Genomic DNA, 16,345 nt, shown 5'->3' with positions numbered 1-16,345 from the left:
TAATTTGATGCTGACGATACTTCTTACAGCTGCTGAGAGCGGAGGAAGAATATGGAAAAAATAGATTACAGAAAAATGGGGATGGAAATCAAGATTCGCAGGCTGCGTGCTGATATCAGCCAGTCTGATTTGGCAAAACAGATAGGTGTATCGCAGTCGCATTTATGTAATGTGGAAAATGGTCGCCTGTCGCCAAGTTTACGTTTGCTTTTGAGTTTGCGTAAGCTGCTTGGCTGTACGATTGATGAACTGCTGATAGGAACAGACACTGAGTCTAAGGGGAATGGATAAAGGTTGGTTGATTTGAAGTACAGCTTTTAAAAGGAAGGCGTTTATTTCAGAAGCCTGTGCAGGATAAAACAAAACCCCGGCGCATTGCGCCGGGGTTTTTATGTTTGTCCAAATTGTCAAAGGGCAGTAATTATTTTTTGTCTACAAGTTTGAGCGGTACGCCTATTTTAGCTTCAACTTTTTCGCCTTTGGCTACTTTTACAGCAGCGTCCAGACCCTGCTGGCCCATCAGTTCGGGCTGTTGAGCGATAGTTGCGGCCATAGTGCCTGCTTCTACTGCTTTCAGGCCGTCTTGGGTGCCGTCAAAGCCAACGATAAAGATTTTTTTGTTAGCACTTTTGGCTGCTTCGATAGCGCCCAGTGCCATTTCGTCATTTTGAGCGAAAATAGCCTGGATATCAGGGTTGGCCTGCAGCATATTTTCAGCGACAGTCAGGCCTTTGCTGCGGTCAAAATCAGCAGATTGTTTGGCAACAACTGTAAGTTTTTGGTCGGCTACTTTATGGAAGCCTTCGCCGCGTTCGCGGGTCGCAGATGCGCCGGGGATGCCTTCGAGCTCGGCTACTTTTACTTTTTCACCAAGTTTTTGGATGATGTATTCGGCTGCCATTTCGCCGCCTTTGACGTTGTCAGAAGCGATGAAGGAGGCTACTGTGCCTTTATCGGCGCTGCGGTCGAGCGCCAGAACGGGGATGCTGGCTTTGTTGGCAGCTGCCACAGAAGTTGATACTGCTGCGGAGTCGACCGGGTTGATGAGCAGTACGTCTACTTTTTGCTGGATCAGGTCAGAAATATCATTGGCCTGTTTTGCGGGATCGTTTTGCGCATCGACGATTTTAACATTGACTCCGAGTTTTTTTGCTTCTTCTTCAACGCCTTTACGTACGGATACGAAGAAGGGGTTGTTGAGTGTGGAGATGGAGAAGCCGATGGTAGTTGTTTTTTTGCCGTCAGCGGGTTTTGCAGCTTTGTCACTGCTGCCGCAGCCGGAAGTGAGCACTGCCAGTACTGTGATGGCAGCTACTAAAAGAGTCCAGATTTTTTTCATTGGTGAGTGCCTCCTAAGCTTTTTTGCGGTCCATAAGTACCGCCAGTAAAATTACAATACCTTTGACAACTTGTTGATAGAAGCTGGATACGTCGAGAATATTGAGGCCGTTGTTGAGTGTGCCGATGATAAGCACGCCGACCAGTGTACCTGTGATATAACCTTTGCCGCCGGAAAGACTGGTTCCGCCTAAAACTACGGCGGCGATGGCGTCAAGTTCATAACCGGTGCCGGCAGTCGGCTGGGCCGAATTGAGACGTGAGGTGAGGACTGCGCCTGCCAGAGCGCAGAAGAAACCGGTGATTGCATAAACAAAGATTTTGACACGTTCTATTTTGATGCCGGCGATGAAGGAAACTTTTTCGTTGCCGCCTACTGCGTAGATTTTACGGCCCAAAGGGGTTTTCCTAAGGATGAACCAGGAAACGGCAAATGCCAGCAGCATGATGATTGCAGGTACTGGCAATCCCATGAAAAAGCCCTGGCCGAAGTCGTGGAACATAGTGTCGTCACTGAGACCGCTGATAGGGTTACCATTGGTATATACCAGTGTCAGACCGCGATAAATGGTCATGGTGGCGAGCGTAGCGATAAAGGGTGCTACTTTGCCGTAAGCAATGACTAAGCCGTTGACAGCGCCAAGGCCCATGCCTATGAAGCAGGCAGCAAGGATCGCCAGCATCGGGTTCATGCCGCTGACGATCAGGCTGCCCATCAGGGCGCTTGAAAGTGCCAGCAGGCTGCCGACAGACAGGTCGATGCCGCCTGTCAGGATGACAAAGGTCATACCGAAAGAAATAAGGGCGTTGATGGAAACCTGACGCAGCAGGTTTTTCAGGTTATTGGGATCGACAAAACTGTCGTTTAAGGCGGCTATGACGATAAAGGTTACGACAAGGGCAATAAAGGGGCCCATTTTACGGATACGTTCTTTAATATTCATTATTTACTGTCCTCCTGTGGCAAGGGTGATTATTTTTTCTTGTGTCGCTTCTTCGTGGTCCAGCTCTCCGGCGATCTTACCTTCGTGGATAACGAGGATGCGGTCGCTCATGCCGATAACTTCCGGCAGTTCGGAGGAGACCATGATGATGGCGACGCCCTGAGAGGTCAGTTCGTTCATTAGATCGTAGATGTCGCGCTTGGCGCCGACATCGATACCGCGTGTCGGTTCATCCATAATAATGATTGATGGATTCATACCGATCCATTTGGCAATGACGACCTTTTGCTGGTTGCCGCCTGATAGTGCGCCTGCTTCCAGGTCGATCGATGCGGTTTTGACACCCAGTTTTTTAGAAAGCGCTTCGGAGAAGGCTGTTTCGTTTTTGGCGTTGATCACGCTGCGTTTAGCAAAGGTATCGACACTGGGCAGCGCAATATTTCTGGAGATGGAGAAGTCGAGGATCAGGCCCTCACTTTTACGGTTTTCGGTGATGAAGCCGATGCCTGCTTTGATGGCGTCTTCCGGTTTTTTGATACAGACTTTTTTCCCATGCAGGTAAACTTCACCGTGCTTGCAGGAATCAACGCCGAACAGGGCCCGCATGATCTCGGTCCTGCCTGCTCCCATCAGCCCTGCTACGCCGAGGATCTCGCCTTTACGCAGTTTGAAGGAGATATTGTTGAACAGTCCGTCTTGACAGAAGTTTTTGACTTCCAGGACTATTTCGCCGGGTTCGTTTGTGCGTCCGGGGTAATATTCGGTAATAGAACGGCCGACCATGTCGCGGACCACCTGTTCCATATTGGTTTCGCGGGTGGGTTTGCTGCTAATAGCGTAGCCGTCGCGCATTACGGTGATGGTATCGCAGTGGGCGAATACTTCTTCCATTCGATGCGAGATGTAGACGATGGCAACGCCTTTGTCTTTAAGCGCGTGCATTACGGCAAACAGTTTTTCTGTTTCACGTTCTGTCAGGGCGGCCGTAGGTTCATCCATGATGACGACTTTGGCGTCAAGCATCAGGTTACGCATGATTTCTGTCATTTGCTGCTGACCCACGCTGCATTCGCCTGCTTCTGCGTCAAAAGGCAGTGTAATACCCATTTGACTGCATTTTTCTTCGGCCAGCCTGCGCATTTTTTTGAAGTCAAGCATTCCGAAACTGTTGGTTACGTTCTGCATCAAAAACAGATTTTCGAGAATAGAGAGATTGGGCCAGATATTAAGTTCCTGATGGATGAAAGCGATGCCGCATTTTTCGGCTTCGAGTGCGTTTTTGAAGCTTATTTCCCGTCCGTCTACGCAGATCGTGCCGCTGTCGGCTTTATGGATACCCGTAAGGATGTTCATAAGGGTGGATTTACCGGCGCCGTTTTCACCCATCAGAGCGTGGATCTCTCCTGATTTTAAGGTCAGGTCGACGCCTTTGAGTACTTCGTTGGAGCCGAAGGCTTTTGAAATACCCTTCATGGTGATTTCCATTAGTCGCAAAACTCCTTTGCTGTAAAATCGATTTTAGAAAATAACGCCTGCGTGCAGGATAATGTTGGCGTAGGGGGTGATCTCGCCGGTGCGGATCACTGCTTTAGCAGTTTTGGCAGCGGCTTTGAAGGCTTCGTGGTCGCTAAGGATCTGTTCCTTACCTTCAAAAAGCTCCTGCATTTTCTGCCATGTAGCAGGATTTTTACTTTCCATTTCGGAAGCGATATGTATTTTTTCGACTTCCATATATTTCAACACTTCTGTAAGGACATCTAAAAAGGAAGGAGTACCTGGTTTCAGAGCCAGATCGATTTTGGGGACACCGGCCGGAACCGGAAGGCCGCAGTCGCCGATAACGATAGTGTCAGTATGGCCTAAGTCAGCCAGGACTTTGGCGATGTCGCTGTTGAGGATTCCTATTTTTTGCATTCTCCAAGCATCCTTTCTACATCTTTAAGATAGGGCATACCGCCTTGTGCGCCCAGCTTCTGAACGGAGAGGGCCGCTGCGGCGTTGGCAAACCGTATACTGTCGTCTAGGCTGCGTCCTTCGCATCTTGCGACGGCAAAAGCACTGTTGAAGGTATCGCCTGCGCCTGTGGTATCCTGGGCATTAACGACGAATGCGGGAACAGTGTGTACTTTGCCGTTTTTAGCATAAGCAACGCCTGCTTTGCCAAGTGTCATAAAGAAGCGTTCTTCCTGCATCAGCAGGATTTCTTCGCTGGTCTTACCGGGATAAAGGGCTTCGGCTTCGTGTTCATTGGGGGTCACATAGGTGACTTTATCCAGCCATTCAGAAGGAACGGGCTGCACGGGAGCCGGATTTAAAAGTACGCTGATTCCTGCCGCTGCACATTTGCCGATGATGTAATCGATGGTGGGCAGCGGTATTTCGTGCTGGAGCATGACCAGGTCTGCGGCGGCAATGACGTTCCAGGCAGTATCGATATGTTTGGGCATGACCAGATCATTGGCGCCTTTGATGACGATAATACTGTTGTCGCCTTCGGCAAGGGTGATATGGGCAGTACCGCTGTTCTGTCCGGGCAGGACGCTGACATAACCAGTATTGACGTTGTTGGTTTTCAGGTTGTTGATGATCATGGTGCCGTAAGCATCGTCGCCTACGCAGCCTATCATGTGTACCTGGGCTCCTAAACGTGCGGCGGCAACGGCCTGATTAGCGCCTTTGCCTCCTGGTGAAACTATGAGCCTGCTGCCGATTATTGTTTCGCCGGCTGCAGGCCGTTTGCCTGCTTCTACTGTGAGGTCGATGGAACAGCTGCCGATAACAGCGATTTTGACCATGGTGATCTCTCCTTACATCTTGGAAACTTGTAATTTTGCTATAATAGTAACATTATAATATTCTACACAGGCGGGTTATATCCTGCCTATTTAATGATGATTTTGGAAAAGCTAATACTTATGTATTTTACCGCAAGCGACTGTTTTGGGCAAGAAAAAACACTATATTAATGTAAAATTTTTTCGACAATTTGCCTTTGGCGATTGACAAATCCACTAATGTTTGTTAACGTAGAAACGGTGTTGCGAACGTTGTGAGTACGTTTGCAAAAATAAAAGAGACCGCACCGATTCAGTTGATGCGTTGGAATAAGAGGGAGTATATATGAGTACTAAAAAATCAGGAACATCTTGGCAGGATACTATCAGCGACTGGCTGGTTTCGATCATTGTAGCCGTAGCGCTGGCTTTTTGTATCCGTACGTTTGTGGTAGAGCCTTATATGGTCGAGGGTACGTCGATGTATCCGACGCTGGAAAGCCACGAGCGCCTGATCGTCAGCAAGTATAAATATTTCTTTACCGAGCCGAAAAAGGGTGAGATCGTCGTTTTCCGTTATCCGAAGGATGAAAGCCGCGATTTTATCAAACGCGTTATCGCGACCGGCGGTGATACTATTGAGATGCGTGACGGTAAGGTTCTGGTCAACGGCAGTGTGATCGAAGAAAATTATATTTACAAGGATGATCCGAAGGGTCCGAATAAGTCTAATTACAGAAAATCTGTTGTGCCTCAGGGGCATATCTTCGTTTTAGGAGATAACCGTAATAATTCTGAAGACAGCCGTTTTGCCGATGTTGATTTTGTGCCGCTGAAGCTTGTAAAAGGCGAAGCAGTTGTTGCTTTCTGGCCTGTTGAAAGATGGCGTATGCTGCCTTGATAGGCGGTCGAGGAGATAATTATGGATTTTAAGATACAATGGTTTCCCGGTCATATGACGAAGGCGAAACGGATGATGGAACAGCAGTTAAAGCTGGTTGATGTTGTGGTTGAAATGCTGGATGCGCGGATCCCGCGTTCCAGCAGCAATCCGATGCTGATCCAGATGCTGGGGGATAAACCCAAGGTCGTTGCTTTGAATAAGATCGATATGGCTGATCCGGAAAAGACTGAAAAATGGCTGCAGACTTTTAAAAACAGCGGTTTGCCTGTCTGTAAGGTAGATTGCAGTACCGGTAAGGGCGTAAAACAGATGGTGGCTGCGATTCAGCAGGTGGCCAGGCCTGTCACGGATAAGTGGCTGAGAAAAGGTGTACGCAATCGTTCGATCCGTGTTATGATCGTGGGTGTGCCGAATGTAGGTAAGTCTACTTTGATCAATCGTTTGGTCGGTAAAAATAAAGTTGTGGCAGCGGACAGACCTGGTGTGACTCGAGGTCAGCAATGGGTGACTATCGCCAAAGGTCTGGAGCTTTTGGATACCCCAGGTGTTTTGTGGCCGAAATTTGAAGATCCGGAAGTAGGCTTTTGTCTGGCAGTAACGGGAGCGATCAAAGAGGATGTTTATGACAGGGAAACAGCAGTAGAGCTGTTGCTTGAACGTTTGATGCATATCTATCCGGAGGATCTGCGTGTAAAGTACGCTATTGATTTTTCAGAAGCTGAGCCTGTGCGTGAGGTAATGTCTAAAATAGCCGTCGCGCGCGGCTGCCTGAAGGCTGGCGGTGTGCTTGACATTGATAAGGTTATCCAGCTGGTATTGCGTGATTTTCGTACAGGACGCTTAGGGCGTTTTACTTTAGATGAACCGAGTGAAAATAATTAAGGCCGCTGCAACGCGGCCTTTTTAATTAGGGGTGGGAATAATGAAGATCAGCGAGGTAAAGGAGATTTTGGCGGGAGAGCCTGACCCGGATCAGGTGGCAGAACTTGCTTCCGATGAGCGCAGCGGTGTGCAGAAGCTGGTTGTCGCTTATCATAAAAGGCAGGAAAAGCTGCGTTTAGAGCAGCAGCGTTTTACGGAGATGCTGGCCTATGAACGTAAATATTACGATCAGGGGGCACAGTATATTGCCGGGATCGACGAAGCAGGACGGGGACCTTTGGCAGGGCCGTTGGTGATAGCGGCTGTTATTTTACCGCAGGAGGTATTTATCAGCGGACTTAATGATTCCAAGCAGCTTTCGGCAGTAAAGCGCGAGCAGCTTTATGACGAAGTACTTGCCAAAGCACTGTCTGTTTCTGTAAATGTAGTCAGTATCAGCAATATCGACGAGCTGAATATTTATCAGGCTACGAAGCAGGGAATGACTGAGGTTCTGGAACATCTTGCGATTAAGCCGCAGGTGGCGCTGGTAGATGCAATGCCGATCGTATCGGCCGGTATTGAAACAGTTTCCTTGATTCACGGTGACGCGCTGAGTGCTTCGATAGCTGCTGCTTCTATTATTGCCAAGGTCACTCGTGACCGGATGATGATAGAACTGGCTGAACAATATCCTCAGTATGGTTTTGCCGGTAACAAGGGTTATGGCAGCAGGGAGCATATGCAGGCAATTGCTGAGTTTGGAGCTACTAAGTGGCATCGCCGCAGTTATGAGCCCATTAAAAGTATGCATCTGCCTCCTGCTGAACATGAAGGTAACAGGCTGTTTTCGCCGGTGCCAGAGAAGTGACGGAAGCGCGGCAAAGGCTGGGTAAAAAAGGTGAGGACGCTGCCTGCGCTTATTTAGAACGTAAAGGTTACGTTATCTGTCGTCGTAATTACCGCTGCCGTTATGGCGAGATCGATATTATTGCCGCTAAAGGCGGCGAGCTTAGTTTTGTAGAAGTAAAAACACGCCGCAACCTGAATTTTGGGCTGCCCCGTCTGGCGGTTACATACGCCAAGCAGCAGAAAATCAGGAGTGCGGCGCTTTTTTATTTGCAGCAGGAAAACAGGCATCAGCAAATGCTCAGTTTTGATGTGATCGAAATTTTAGTTGAGGGCAATGTGGCAAGATTACACCATTTACCGCACTGTTTTTAAAATAAGAGGAGGCGTTTTTATGTACGCTAAAGTTTATGGAGAAACAACCTGCGGTATCAATGGTGAACAGATCATTGTCGAAGTGGATATTTCTAACGGGCTGCCGAGCTTTGATATTGTGGGTTTGCCTGATACGTCAGTCAAAGAATCTCGGGAACGGGTACGGGCTGCACTGAAAAATTCGGGCCTGATCTTTCCGATGACCAGGATTACTGTAAATCTGGCTCCGGCTGATTTGAAAAAGGATGGTTCCGGTCTTGATCTTCCTATTGCTGTTGGTATTTTAGTCAGCAGCGGTGTTTTACAGCAGGAGCAGGTTGATGATACTATTTTTGTGGGCGAACTGGCACTGGATGGGACAATCAGGCAGATTGCAGGCGTATTGCCAATGATTCTGCATGCACGTGACATTGGCAGGAAAAACATTGTGATCCCTGCAGGCAACTGCGCTGAAGGACGGCTTGTTGACGGTATTGATGTGCTGATACCTGCATCGCTGCTTGAATTGGTAGAGCATCTGCGGGGTGAAAAGGTTCTGGATGTACTGGATAAGGAAGCTATCTGCGCGGCAGCAACCAGTGTCTATGATGTGGATTTTGCGGAAGTGCGCGGGCAGCAGGTAGTAAAAAGAGCACTGGAAATTGCAGCGGCAGGTGGACATAATATTTTGATGGTAGGATCTCCCGGCAGCGGTAAAACTATGCTGGCACGTCGGCTGCCAACTATTTTACCGCCGCTGACAGAGGCTGAGGCGCTGGAGGTAACAAAAATCTACAGTATTGCAGGTTTGCTGCAGCGGCAGGAACGGGTGATGCTGGAACGTCCATTTCGCAGTCCGCATCATACGATTTCTTCAAGCGCGCTTATAGGTGGCGGCAGTGTGCCGCGGCCTGGAGAAGTGACATTGAGCCATCATGGTGTTTTATTTTTAGATGAGTTTCCTGAATTTTCGCGTACTGCTTTGGAGGTGCTGCGTCAGCCGCTGGAAGATGGTTATGTGACGATCAGCCGCGTACAGGCATCGCTTACTTTTCCTGCTAATTTTATTATGTGCACAGCGCAGAACCCGTGTCCCTGTGGCTATCTGGGTGATAGAAAGCGGGAATGTTCGTGTAAGCAGTTTGAGATCGAGCGTTATCACCGTAAACTGTCGGGGCCTTTATTAGACCGTATTGATTTACAGGTGTATGTGCCGCGGCTGGAATACGCTGATCTGCAAAGCAGGGAAGCCGGTGAAAGCTCGGCCGTGATTCGTGAAAGGGTGATCAAAGCGCGTCAGCTGCAGCTGCTGCGTTTACAGGGTACTAATTTGTATTGCAATGCGCAGATGGGGCGGCGTGAGCTGAACAAGCACTGCCAGATGGAAGCTGCTGCAGAAAAGCTGCTGGCGAAGTTTTTTACGGCGTTGGGGCTCAGCGCCCGCAGCCACGATCGGATCATTAAAGTAGCGCGTACGATAGCCGATCTGGACGGCAGTGATATCATAACGGCCGCCCATCTGGCAGAGGCGGTACAGCTGCGGACAAGTTTAAATTCATAAAAAAACAAAAGATGTTTTTAGAAATAATGAGAAGCAGGCATGAGATAAAAGTTATCTCATGCCTGCTTCTTTGAGCGTTTTTTATACTGCGGTACCGTTATACAGGAAGATGCTGAAGCTCCAGTCGTTATTATATGTTCCGGAGAAACTTTCAGTCTTTTGATTTTCTTTGTTTCTGGCAATAATGTTGTATTTTTTGTCGTTGGATAAATGGGGGAAGTTAGTTTGCGTAGCAGAAAGACATAAGATTTTACTGGAATCATCATACCGGCCAAGAGCGATTGGGGTGCAATTCATTCCGTCGAATTTACTTTGGGGATTAGCTGACATGTCTTCTACTACAGATAAAATTTGATAATCAATATACATTTTTATTCCTCTTTTCTTTTTTGATATCAAGTATATGTGCACACTTACTTTAACCATATGATACTTGATATTATTACTACTATGGTGGATTTTACAGAGAAGAGAAAAATTTAGCCTAACGGCTGATTATCGCAGATAAATTCAATGAGTTTTTGTTCGTCGCCGTAGATTTGCCGGCCGCGTTTGGTGACGATGCCGGAATTTATAAAAAGCGGCTTTTTAAGTGAAAGTGGAATGATATTGTCAGAGGCCGTAATGGCTTGACGCATTAGAAAAGAGGAGGCTATTTGGCTGGAAATGAGGTTTTTGACCGTATGAAGCTGCGATGAATGCAGAATTACCTTAGGCGCTGTTAAAGCCTGCTGAAAATTTTGATAGATGAGGCGATTGACGAAAAAACCACCGTTAAGCAGTACCAGAGGTTCGTTGGCAATATCTTTGGTATCGACATATTTTTTCTGCGCCAGCGGATGGTCAGGATAGGTGCAGAAGCAGGCTTCGCTTTTAAAAAGCTTACGGTAATGCAGATTGGGTGAAAAGCTGTCGTCATAATTGGTGACGGCTAAATCAAGTTCTTCATTTTCTATCATACGCAGTGAATCTATGCCGCCTGCTTCTACTACTTCCAGCTCTATTTCAGGGTACAGATTTTTGAAATCGCGGAAAAGAGTTGGCAGCAGCTGTACGCCGATTTGTAAAGGTACTGCCAGGCGGATGAGGTTTTTATTCTGTGCCATATCTTTGATATCGCGGTCAAGCTGCTGTAGGTTAGCCAAAATAGGAGTGATTTTACTTAACAGCAGGCTGCCGTCTTCTGTAAGCGAAAGTTTTTTGCCTTCGCGCCGAAAAAGGTTCAGCCCGCTTTCTTTTTCCAGATCGGCCATGGCGATGGAAACAGTTGGCTGAGAGATATGCAGACTGGCGGCAGCTTTAGTGATACTACGCCATTTACAGACTTCATAAAAATAACGCATCTGTGTCAGTGTCATAGTTAGTACTCCTTATTGTAGCTTATAACTCATTTTATTATAGCATTGTTTAATAGCTAAAAACTATATTTATATTTAAAATTTGTATTTTACTTTATTGTTATCGTAGCGGATAATGAAAGCAGAGAAATAGAACGCTAAATGTGGTGTGAAAATTTACGGAGGTGGGGCAGATGAATATTGACCAAAAGTATTTTCCGGAATTCAAACAGCAACTTATCGATGTAGGTGACGGTATTAAGATCAACACTTTAGTTGGCGGCAAGGGCAGTGAAGCTATTTTACTGCTGCACGGGCATCCAGAGACACATTTGATCTGGCGGTTTTTGACGCCGGGTCTAACCGGGCTTTATACGGTAGTTATTACAGATCTGCGTGGATATGGCGACAGCAGCAAGCCTGAAGGACTTCCGGATCATGCTAATTATTCCAAGCGGGCTATGGGAGACGATCAGTTTACAGTTATGAGCAAGCTGGGTTTTGAAAAATTCCATGGTGTCGGTCACGATCGCGGGGCAAGAGTACTGCACAGGATGGTGATGGATCATCCGGAACGGCTGCTGTCTTGTACGATGATGGATATTTTGCCGACTTATGATATGTACCGTGATACCAGTCAGGAGTTTGCGACTAAATATTGGCACTGGTTCTTTTATATTCAGGGCAAAGGGTTCCCTGAAAGAGTGCTGGCGGCAGATCCTGAGTATTTTGTTAATTATAATTTGAATTTGAAGATCGGGCCGGCCGCTAAAAGCAGGTTCCCTAAGGAGATTTTAGACGAATATGTACGCTGTCTGCGCGATCCGATGACTTTCCATGGTATTTGCGAAGATTACCGTGCCAGTGCTACTATAGATATGGAGATGGATAAAGCAGATCGTGAACAGATCATTCAGGTTCCTGTTTTGGCTTTGTGGGGTAAGGACGGTGTTGTCGGTAAGCTGTGGGATGTTATGAGCGGCTGGCAGGAAAGGGCGGCTAATGTAGAAGGGTTTGCTGTAAATGAGTGCGGGCATTTTGTACCGGAAGAACAGCCGGAGGTAGTTTTAGAGGCGATGCTGCAATTTTTAGCCAAATATCCGGCTTGAATTTGTTGCGGTGCTAATAAAAGAAAAGAAAGAAGTGTAGCTTATGCATGCTATTGAAAAATTATTGGCAGAAAAAGCTGGTAAACATCAGGTCGCAACAGGCGAGATAGTTAATTGCGACGTGGATATTGCAGGAATCAACGATTTATATTTGCAGACTGTACGTTCCTTTTATGAAATGGGCGGTGAAAAGGTTTTTGATGCTGATAAGATCGTGATGTTTTTTGATCATTACGCTCCCTGTGCTACGATAACACAGGCTGAAAATCATAAGCAGTTCAGAAAGTTCTGTTTTGAACAGGGTATCGAAAAATTGATGGATATAGATCAGGGTGTCTGCCATCAGGTTTTGGCCGATAAAGGTTGGGTACATCCTGGAGAGATAGTAGTTGTCACTGATTCGCATACGACGACTCACGGAGCTTTTGGCGCTTTTGGGACCGGTGTTGGCGCTACTGATCTGGCGACGATTATGATTACTGGCAAGCTGTGGTTCATGGTACCGGAGATTTTCAGGATCAATCTGGTTGGTAAGCTGCAGCCGGGTGTTTTTGCCAAGGATATCATTCTGCATATCATAGGTGATCTGGGTGCAGATTACGGTGTTTATAAAGCGGTAGAATTTGCAGGACCTGTTGTAAATGGGTTGAGTATTTCCGAAAGAATGTGTATGTGTAATATGTCAACGGAGATGGGTTGTAAAACCAGCTATATCCAGCCTGATGCTGTCACTATGGAATATTTGCACAACTGTGTGGCAAGACCTTATAAAATTTATGAAACAGATACTGATTTTCAATATGCTGCGGAGCTTACGTATGACGTAAGTAAAATCAGGGCTCAGGTAGCGGCACCATCAAGTGTTGATAATGTTTTTGAATTGGACAAATATGCCGGCACTCCTGTTGACGAAGCTTATTTGGGTTCGTGTACTGGCGGTCGTCTGCAGGATCTGGCTGTAGCAGCACAGATCTTACAAGGCAGGCATATTCCTAAAACAACGAGGATGATAGTCGTGCCTGCTTCTAAAAAGGTAATGGAAGATGCAATGGAGCTTGGGTATATCCAAACTTTGATGCAGGCAGGAGCCACGATAACGGCTCCGGGCTGTGCCGCCTGTTTGGGAGTACACCAGGGGATGCTTGCAGGAGGAGAGGTTTGCATAAGTTCTACTAACCGTAATTTCCCCGGTAGAATGGGACATGTAGATGGCAGGATATTTCTGGCCTCTCCTGCTGCTGTGGCAGCTTCGGCATTAGAGGGGAAAATTACTGATCCGGCTGTATATTTGAAAACCGGCGACTGCGGGAATGGACGGTGATGGTAATGAAAACGAAAGTCAGGGGCAAAGCATTTGTTTTTGGGAAAAATATTGATACAGATCAGATTTATCCGGGTCGTTTTGTAGAATATACGGATGTAGAAGATATAAAAAAATATGCGATGTACGGCGCTGATGAGAGCTTTGTAAAAAACTTCGATCCGGGAGATATCATTGTGGCCGGAACTAATTTTGGCTGCGGTTCATCGCGTGAGCATGCGGCAATAACATTGAAAGCAGTTGGTGCTGGAGCTGTACTGGCAGAATCTTTTGGCAGGATATTTTTCCGTAATGCTATTAATTTAGGCGTACCTGTTATTACCTGCAGCGAGATCACGAAAATTATTGCAGAGGGTGATGAAGTAGAGGTTGATATTGAGGCTGGAATAATCAAAAACCTGACTACGGGAGCAACAGCTGCAGCTGTTCCGATGTCGCCTTATATTATGAACATTCTGCAGAGCGGCGGGATCAAACCTATGATCAAAGCGATGCAGGAGACTAAAAAAAGTAAGAACCGGTGACGGCGCTGTAAAATTACAATGTAAAGATTTTTTTGAATTATAATTTGCAATGTATACACACAACTTTGCTGAAAATATGGTACAATAATAACTACCGTGTTAGACATGGTAGTTATTATTTGTTTTATGGGAAAGGATGACAACAGTATGCGTATCGTATTAACTATCGTTGGCAAAGACAAGGTCGGCATTATTGCTAAAGTAAGTAATATTCTCGCTGAGCATGGCGTAAATATCCTCAATATCAATCAAAATATTATGGAGGGTTTCTTCAATATGGTTTTGATTGCTGATATGACGGGTGCTGCTGTAAAATTACAGGATCTTAAGGATATCTTTACTGCTTTAGGCAGAGATATCGGCGTTGAGATCAGAGTACAAAGCGAAGAAATATTTACGGCGATGCACCGTATCTAGGAGGCTGTCTATGTTCACGATTAAAGATATCTTGGAAACTAACCAGATGATCACGCAGAACAACCTGGATGTGCGTACGATCACTATGGGAATCAGTTTGCGCGACTGCGGTCATCCTGATATAAAAGTAACGGCACAGAAGGTATATGATAAGATCACCAGGAAAGCTGAAAAGCTTGTTCAGGTCGGCGAGGAACTGGAAATGGAGCTCGGTGTTCCGATCATTAATAAACGTATTTCTGTAACTCCTGTTTCGATGGTTGGTGAAAGCTGCGACAGCAATGATTATGTTCCGCTGGCTAAAGCGCTTGATGAGGCAGGCAAAGCAGTAGGCGTTAATTTTATCGGCGGTTTTTCTGCCTTGGTTGATAAAGGTTATACCAAAGGTGATAGAAATCTTATTTGTTCTATTCCAGAAGCTTTGGCAGTAACTGATATTGTCTGTTCCTCTGTCAGTGTCGGTTCTACTAAATGCGGGATTAATATGGATGCAGTTGCGGAAATGGGCCGTGTAATCAAAATGGCAGCAGAACGTACTGCAGACCGTGATGCTATTGGCTGTGCAAAATTGGTTGTTTTCTGTAATGCAGTGCCTGATAATCCTTTTATGGCCGGCGCTTTCCATGGTGTTACAGAGCCTGAAACTGTCATAAATGTAGGTGTCAGCGGACCCGGTGTGGTAAAACATGCGTTGGAGGCAGTGCGCGGACAGGACATTGGCGCTGTAGCAGAAACGATCAAGAAAACTGCGTTCAAAATTACTCGTGTCGGCCAGTTGGTTGCACAGGAAGCCGCCCGTCGTCTGGATACGCAGTTTGGTATTATTGATTTGTCGCTGGCTCCGACACCGGCAATCGGCGACAGCGTTGCTCATATTCTGGAAGAAATAGGCTTGGAGAGCTGTGGCTGTCCTGGTACTACTGCTACTTTAGCTATGCTTAATGATGCCGTTAAAAAGGGTGGATTGATGGCTTCAAGTTATGTCGGCGGTTTGAGCGGTGCCTTTATTCCTGTCAGTGAAGACGCGGGAATGATCGCGGCTGTTGAACGCGGCAGCCTGACTTTGGAGAAATTAGAGGCCATGACCTGTGTTTGTTCCGTAGGGCTTGATATGATAGCCATTCCAGGTGATGTGACTGCTGAAACTATTTCAGCAATCATTGCTGATGAAGCGGCAATTGGAATGATCAACAATAAAACTACTGCTGTACGTCTGATACCGGTTCCGGGTAAAACTGTCGGAGAACAGGTAGAATTTGGCGGTTTGCTGGGATATGCTCCCATCATTGCCGTGAGCAAATTTAAGGCCGATGCCTTTATTGCCCGCGGTGGTCGTATTCCTGCACCGGTAAGGAGTCTGACCAACTAATGCGTAAACAACAACGTGAGGCAATTTTAGCGCTGCTGGAAGAAACTTATATGGGTACGGAAACAGCGCTGAACTATTCGACGCCTTTTGAATTGTTAGTAGCGGTAATTATGTCAGCGCAATGTACGGACGAACGTGTCAATAAGATTACAGCACGTATTTTCCCGAAATATAATACTCCTGAAAAAATGGGCGCACTTTCTCAGGAACAGCTGGAAGAAGAGATTCGTGACTGTGGACTGTTCCGATCGAAGGCTAAAAATCTGCTGGCAACCTGTAAAATGCTGACGGAAGAATATAACAGCGTTATTCCTGACACTGTCGAGGAGCTGATGAAGCTGCCGGGTGTGGGTAAAAAAACGGCTAATGTTGTCGCCAGTATTGTTTATAAGGTTCCGGCGATTGCGGTTGATACCCATGTTTTCAGAGTTTCGCACCGGTTGGGTTTAGCTAAGGGCGATGATCCGCTGGCAGTGGAGAAAGAGCTGCAGAAAGCCATTCCGAAGAATAAGTGGAGCGATGCTCATCATTGGTTGATCTGGCATGGCCGTAAGATTTGCAAGGCAAGGAAACCTTTATGCAGTGAATGCGTATTGGTAGAATTGTGTCCATACAAGGAAAAGAATTTATAAAATAAAATTGCAGACAAGCCTGTAGTGCGACTGGCACACAGGCTTGTTGTG

Annotated in this window: 19 protein-coding genes; 12 read left to right on the top strand and 7 right to left on the bottom strand. The window is 46.6% G+C overall.

Annotated features, from left to right (window positions below; genetic code table 11):
* The first annotated feature begins 51 nt into the window (after window positions 1–51).
* Entirely contained in the window at window positions 52–291 is a 240-nt protein-coding gene (locus C8D73_RS02270; protein WP_113077179.1) for a helix-turn-helix domain-containing protein, read from the top strand.
* A 130-nt stretch (window positions 292–421) separates the two neighbouring features.
* Here C8D73_RS02270 and rbsB read toward each other — a convergent pair whose 3' ends face one another.
* From rbsB to rbsK, 5 genes are read right to left on the bottom strand one after another with little or no spacing between them, the layout of a single operon-like run.
* Window positions 422–1,339 (bottom strand): ribose ABC transporter substrate-binding protein RbsB, encoded by a 918-nt coding sequence (gene rbsB / locus C8D73_RS02265; RefSeq protein WP_113077178.1) that lies wholly within the window; start codon window positions 1,337–1,339, stop codon window positions 422–424.
* 13 nt (window positions 1,340–1,352) lie between these two features.
* A complete protein-coding gene (locus C8D73_RS02260; RefSeq protein WP_021717551.1) occupies window positions 1,353–2,282 on the bottom strand; it encodes an ABC transporter permease subunit in 930 nt (309 codons plus the stop codon).
* A gap of 3 nt (window positions 2,283–2,285) precedes the next feature.
* A complete protein-coding gene (locus C8D73_RS02255; RefSeq protein WP_113077177.1) occupies window positions 2,286–3,767 on the bottom strand; it encodes a sugar ABC transporter ATP-binding protein in 1,482 nt (493 codons plus the stop codon).
* Window positions 3,768–3,800: 33 nt separating this feature from the next.
* The gene (rbsD, locus tag C8D73_RS02250) at window positions 3,801–4,196 is read right to left on the bottom strand and encodes a D-ribose pyranase (RefSeq protein ID WP_113077176.1); all 396 of its coding nucleotides are present in this window, start codon (window positions 4,194–4,196) and stop codon (window positions 3,801–3,803) included.
* Entirely contained in the window at window positions 4,184–5,077 is an 894-nt protein-coding gene (rbsK, locus tag C8D73_RS02245; RefSeq protein ID WP_113077175.1) for a ribokinase, read from the bottom strand. Before rbsK ends, rbsD begins: the two co-directional genes overlap by 13 nt.
* 325 nt (window positions 5,078–5,402) lie before the next feature.
* On the opposite strand from rbsK, the gene lepB reads away from it, so the two are divergent.
* Genes lepB through C8D73_RS02220 form a run of 5 tightly spaced genes read left to right on the top strand, consistent with a single transcriptional unit; the run spans window position 5,403 to window position 9,585 of the window.
* Complete coding sequence (gene lepB / locus C8D73_RS02240) at window positions 5,403–5,957, top strand: signal peptidase I (protein WP_021717555.1); 555 nt, start codon at window positions 5,403–5,405, stop codon at window positions 5,955–5,957.
* A 21-nt stretch (window positions 5,958–5,978) separates the two neighbouring features.
* Window positions 5,979–6,842, top strand: a complete 864-nt coding sequence (gene ylqF, locus C8D73_RS02235; protein ID WP_113077174.1) for a ribosome biogenesis GTPase YlqF — start codon at window positions 5,979–5,981, stop codon at window positions 6,840–6,842.
* A 40-nt stretch (window positions 6,843–6,882) separates the two neighbouring features.
* Window positions 6,883–7,692 carry a ribonuclease HII gene (locus C8D73_RS02230; RefSeq protein WP_113077173.1) on the top strand — a complete coding sequence of 270 codons (810 nt, stop codon included), beginning with the start codon at window positions 6,883–6,885 and terminating at the stop codon, window positions 7,690–7,692.
* Window positions 7,689–8,045 carry a YraN family protein gene (locus C8D73_RS02225; RefSeq protein ID WP_021717558.1) on the top strand — a complete coding sequence of 119 codons (357 nt, stop codon included), beginning with the start codon at window positions 7,689–7,691 and terminating at the stop codon, window positions 8,043–8,045. The genes C8D73_RS02230 and C8D73_RS02225 overlap by 4 nt, the downstream gene beginning before the upstream one ends.
* Window positions 8,046–8,064: 19 nt before the next feature.
* The gene (locus C8D73_RS02220; protein WP_113077172.1) at window positions 8,065–9,585 is read left to right on the top strand and encodes a YifB family Mg chelatase-like AAA ATPase; all 1,521 of its coding nucleotides are present in this window, start codon (window positions 8,065–8,067) and stop codon (window positions 9,583–9,585) included.
* A gap of 81 nt (window positions 9,586–9,666) precedes the next feature.
* Here the strand turns inward: C8D73_RS02220 and C8D73_RS02215 are convergent, their stop codons facing one another.
* Both C8D73_RS02215 and C8D73_RS02210 read right to left on the bottom strand, forming a co-directional pair.
* Window positions 9,667–9,954 (bottom strand): hypothetical protein, encoded by a 288-nt coding sequence (locus C8D73_RS02215; protein ID WP_113077171.1) that lies wholly within the window; start codon window positions 9,952–9,954, stop codon window positions 9,667–9,669.
* A 110-nt stretch (window positions 9,955–10,064) separates the two neighbouring features.
* On the bottom strand, window positions 10,065–10,943 hold the full coding sequence (locus tag C8D73_RS02210) for a LysR family transcriptional regulator (protein ID WP_021717561.1): 879 nt from the start codon (window positions 10,941–10,943) through the stop codon (window positions 10,065–10,067).
* A 173-nt stretch (window positions 10,944–11,116) separates the two neighbouring features.
* On the opposite strand from C8D73_RS02210, the gene C8D73_RS02205 reads away from it, so the two are divergent.
* The 6 genes from C8D73_RS02205 to nth all read left to right on the top strand — a co-directional run bounded on the left by C8D73_RS02205 (window position 11,117) and on the right by nth (window position 16,294).
* Window positions 11,117–12,031 (top strand): alpha/beta fold hydrolase, encoded by a 915-nt coding sequence (locus tag C8D73_RS02205; RefSeq protein WP_113077170.1) that lies wholly within the window; start codon window positions 11,117–11,119, stop codon window positions 12,029–12,031.
* 43 nt (window positions 12,032–12,074) lie between these two features.
* The gene (locus C8D73_RS02200; protein WP_113077169.1) at window positions 12,075–13,352 is read left to right on the top strand and encodes a 3-isopropylmalate dehydratase large subunit; all 1,278 of its coding nucleotides are present in this window, start codon (window positions 12,075–12,077) and stop codon (window positions 13,350–13,352) included.
* A gap of 5 nt (window positions 13,353–13,357) precedes the next feature.
* The gene (locus C8D73_RS02195; protein ID WP_044491651.1) at window positions 13,358–13,876 is read left to right on the top strand and encodes a 3-isopropylmalate dehydratase small subunit; all 519 of its coding nucleotides are present in this window, start codon (window positions 13,358–13,360) and stop codon (window positions 13,874–13,876) included.
* Window positions 13,877–14,023: 147 nt separating this feature from the next.
* Window positions 14,024–14,293 (top strand): ACT domain-containing protein, encoded by a 270-nt coding sequence (locus C8D73_RS02190; protein ID WP_021717565.1) that lies wholly within the window; start codon window positions 14,024–14,026, stop codon window positions 14,291–14,293.
* A gap of 10 nt (window positions 14,294–14,303) precedes the next feature.
* Complete coding sequence (locus C8D73_RS02185; protein ID WP_021717566.1) at window positions 14,304–15,662, top strand: PFL family protein; 1,359 nt, start codon at window positions 14,304–14,306, stop codon at window positions 15,660–15,662.
* Entirely contained in the window at window positions 15,662–16,294 is a 633-nt protein-coding gene (gene nth / locus C8D73_RS02180; protein ID WP_113077168.1) for an endonuclease III, read from the top strand. The genes C8D73_RS02185 and nth overlap by 1 nt, the downstream gene beginning before the upstream one ends.
* Window positions 16,295–16,345 lie beyond the last annotated feature (51 nt).

Source organism: Phascolarctobacterium faecium DSM 14760 (assembly GCF_003269275.1).
In the GTDB taxonomy this organism is placed as follows: Bacteria; Bacillota; Negativicutes; order Acidaminococcales; family Acidaminococcaceae; genus Phascolarctobacterium; species Phascolarctobacterium faecium.
Note: the sequence above shows the minus strand (reverse complement) of the source record. Positions and strands in the feature narration are given on the sequence as shown.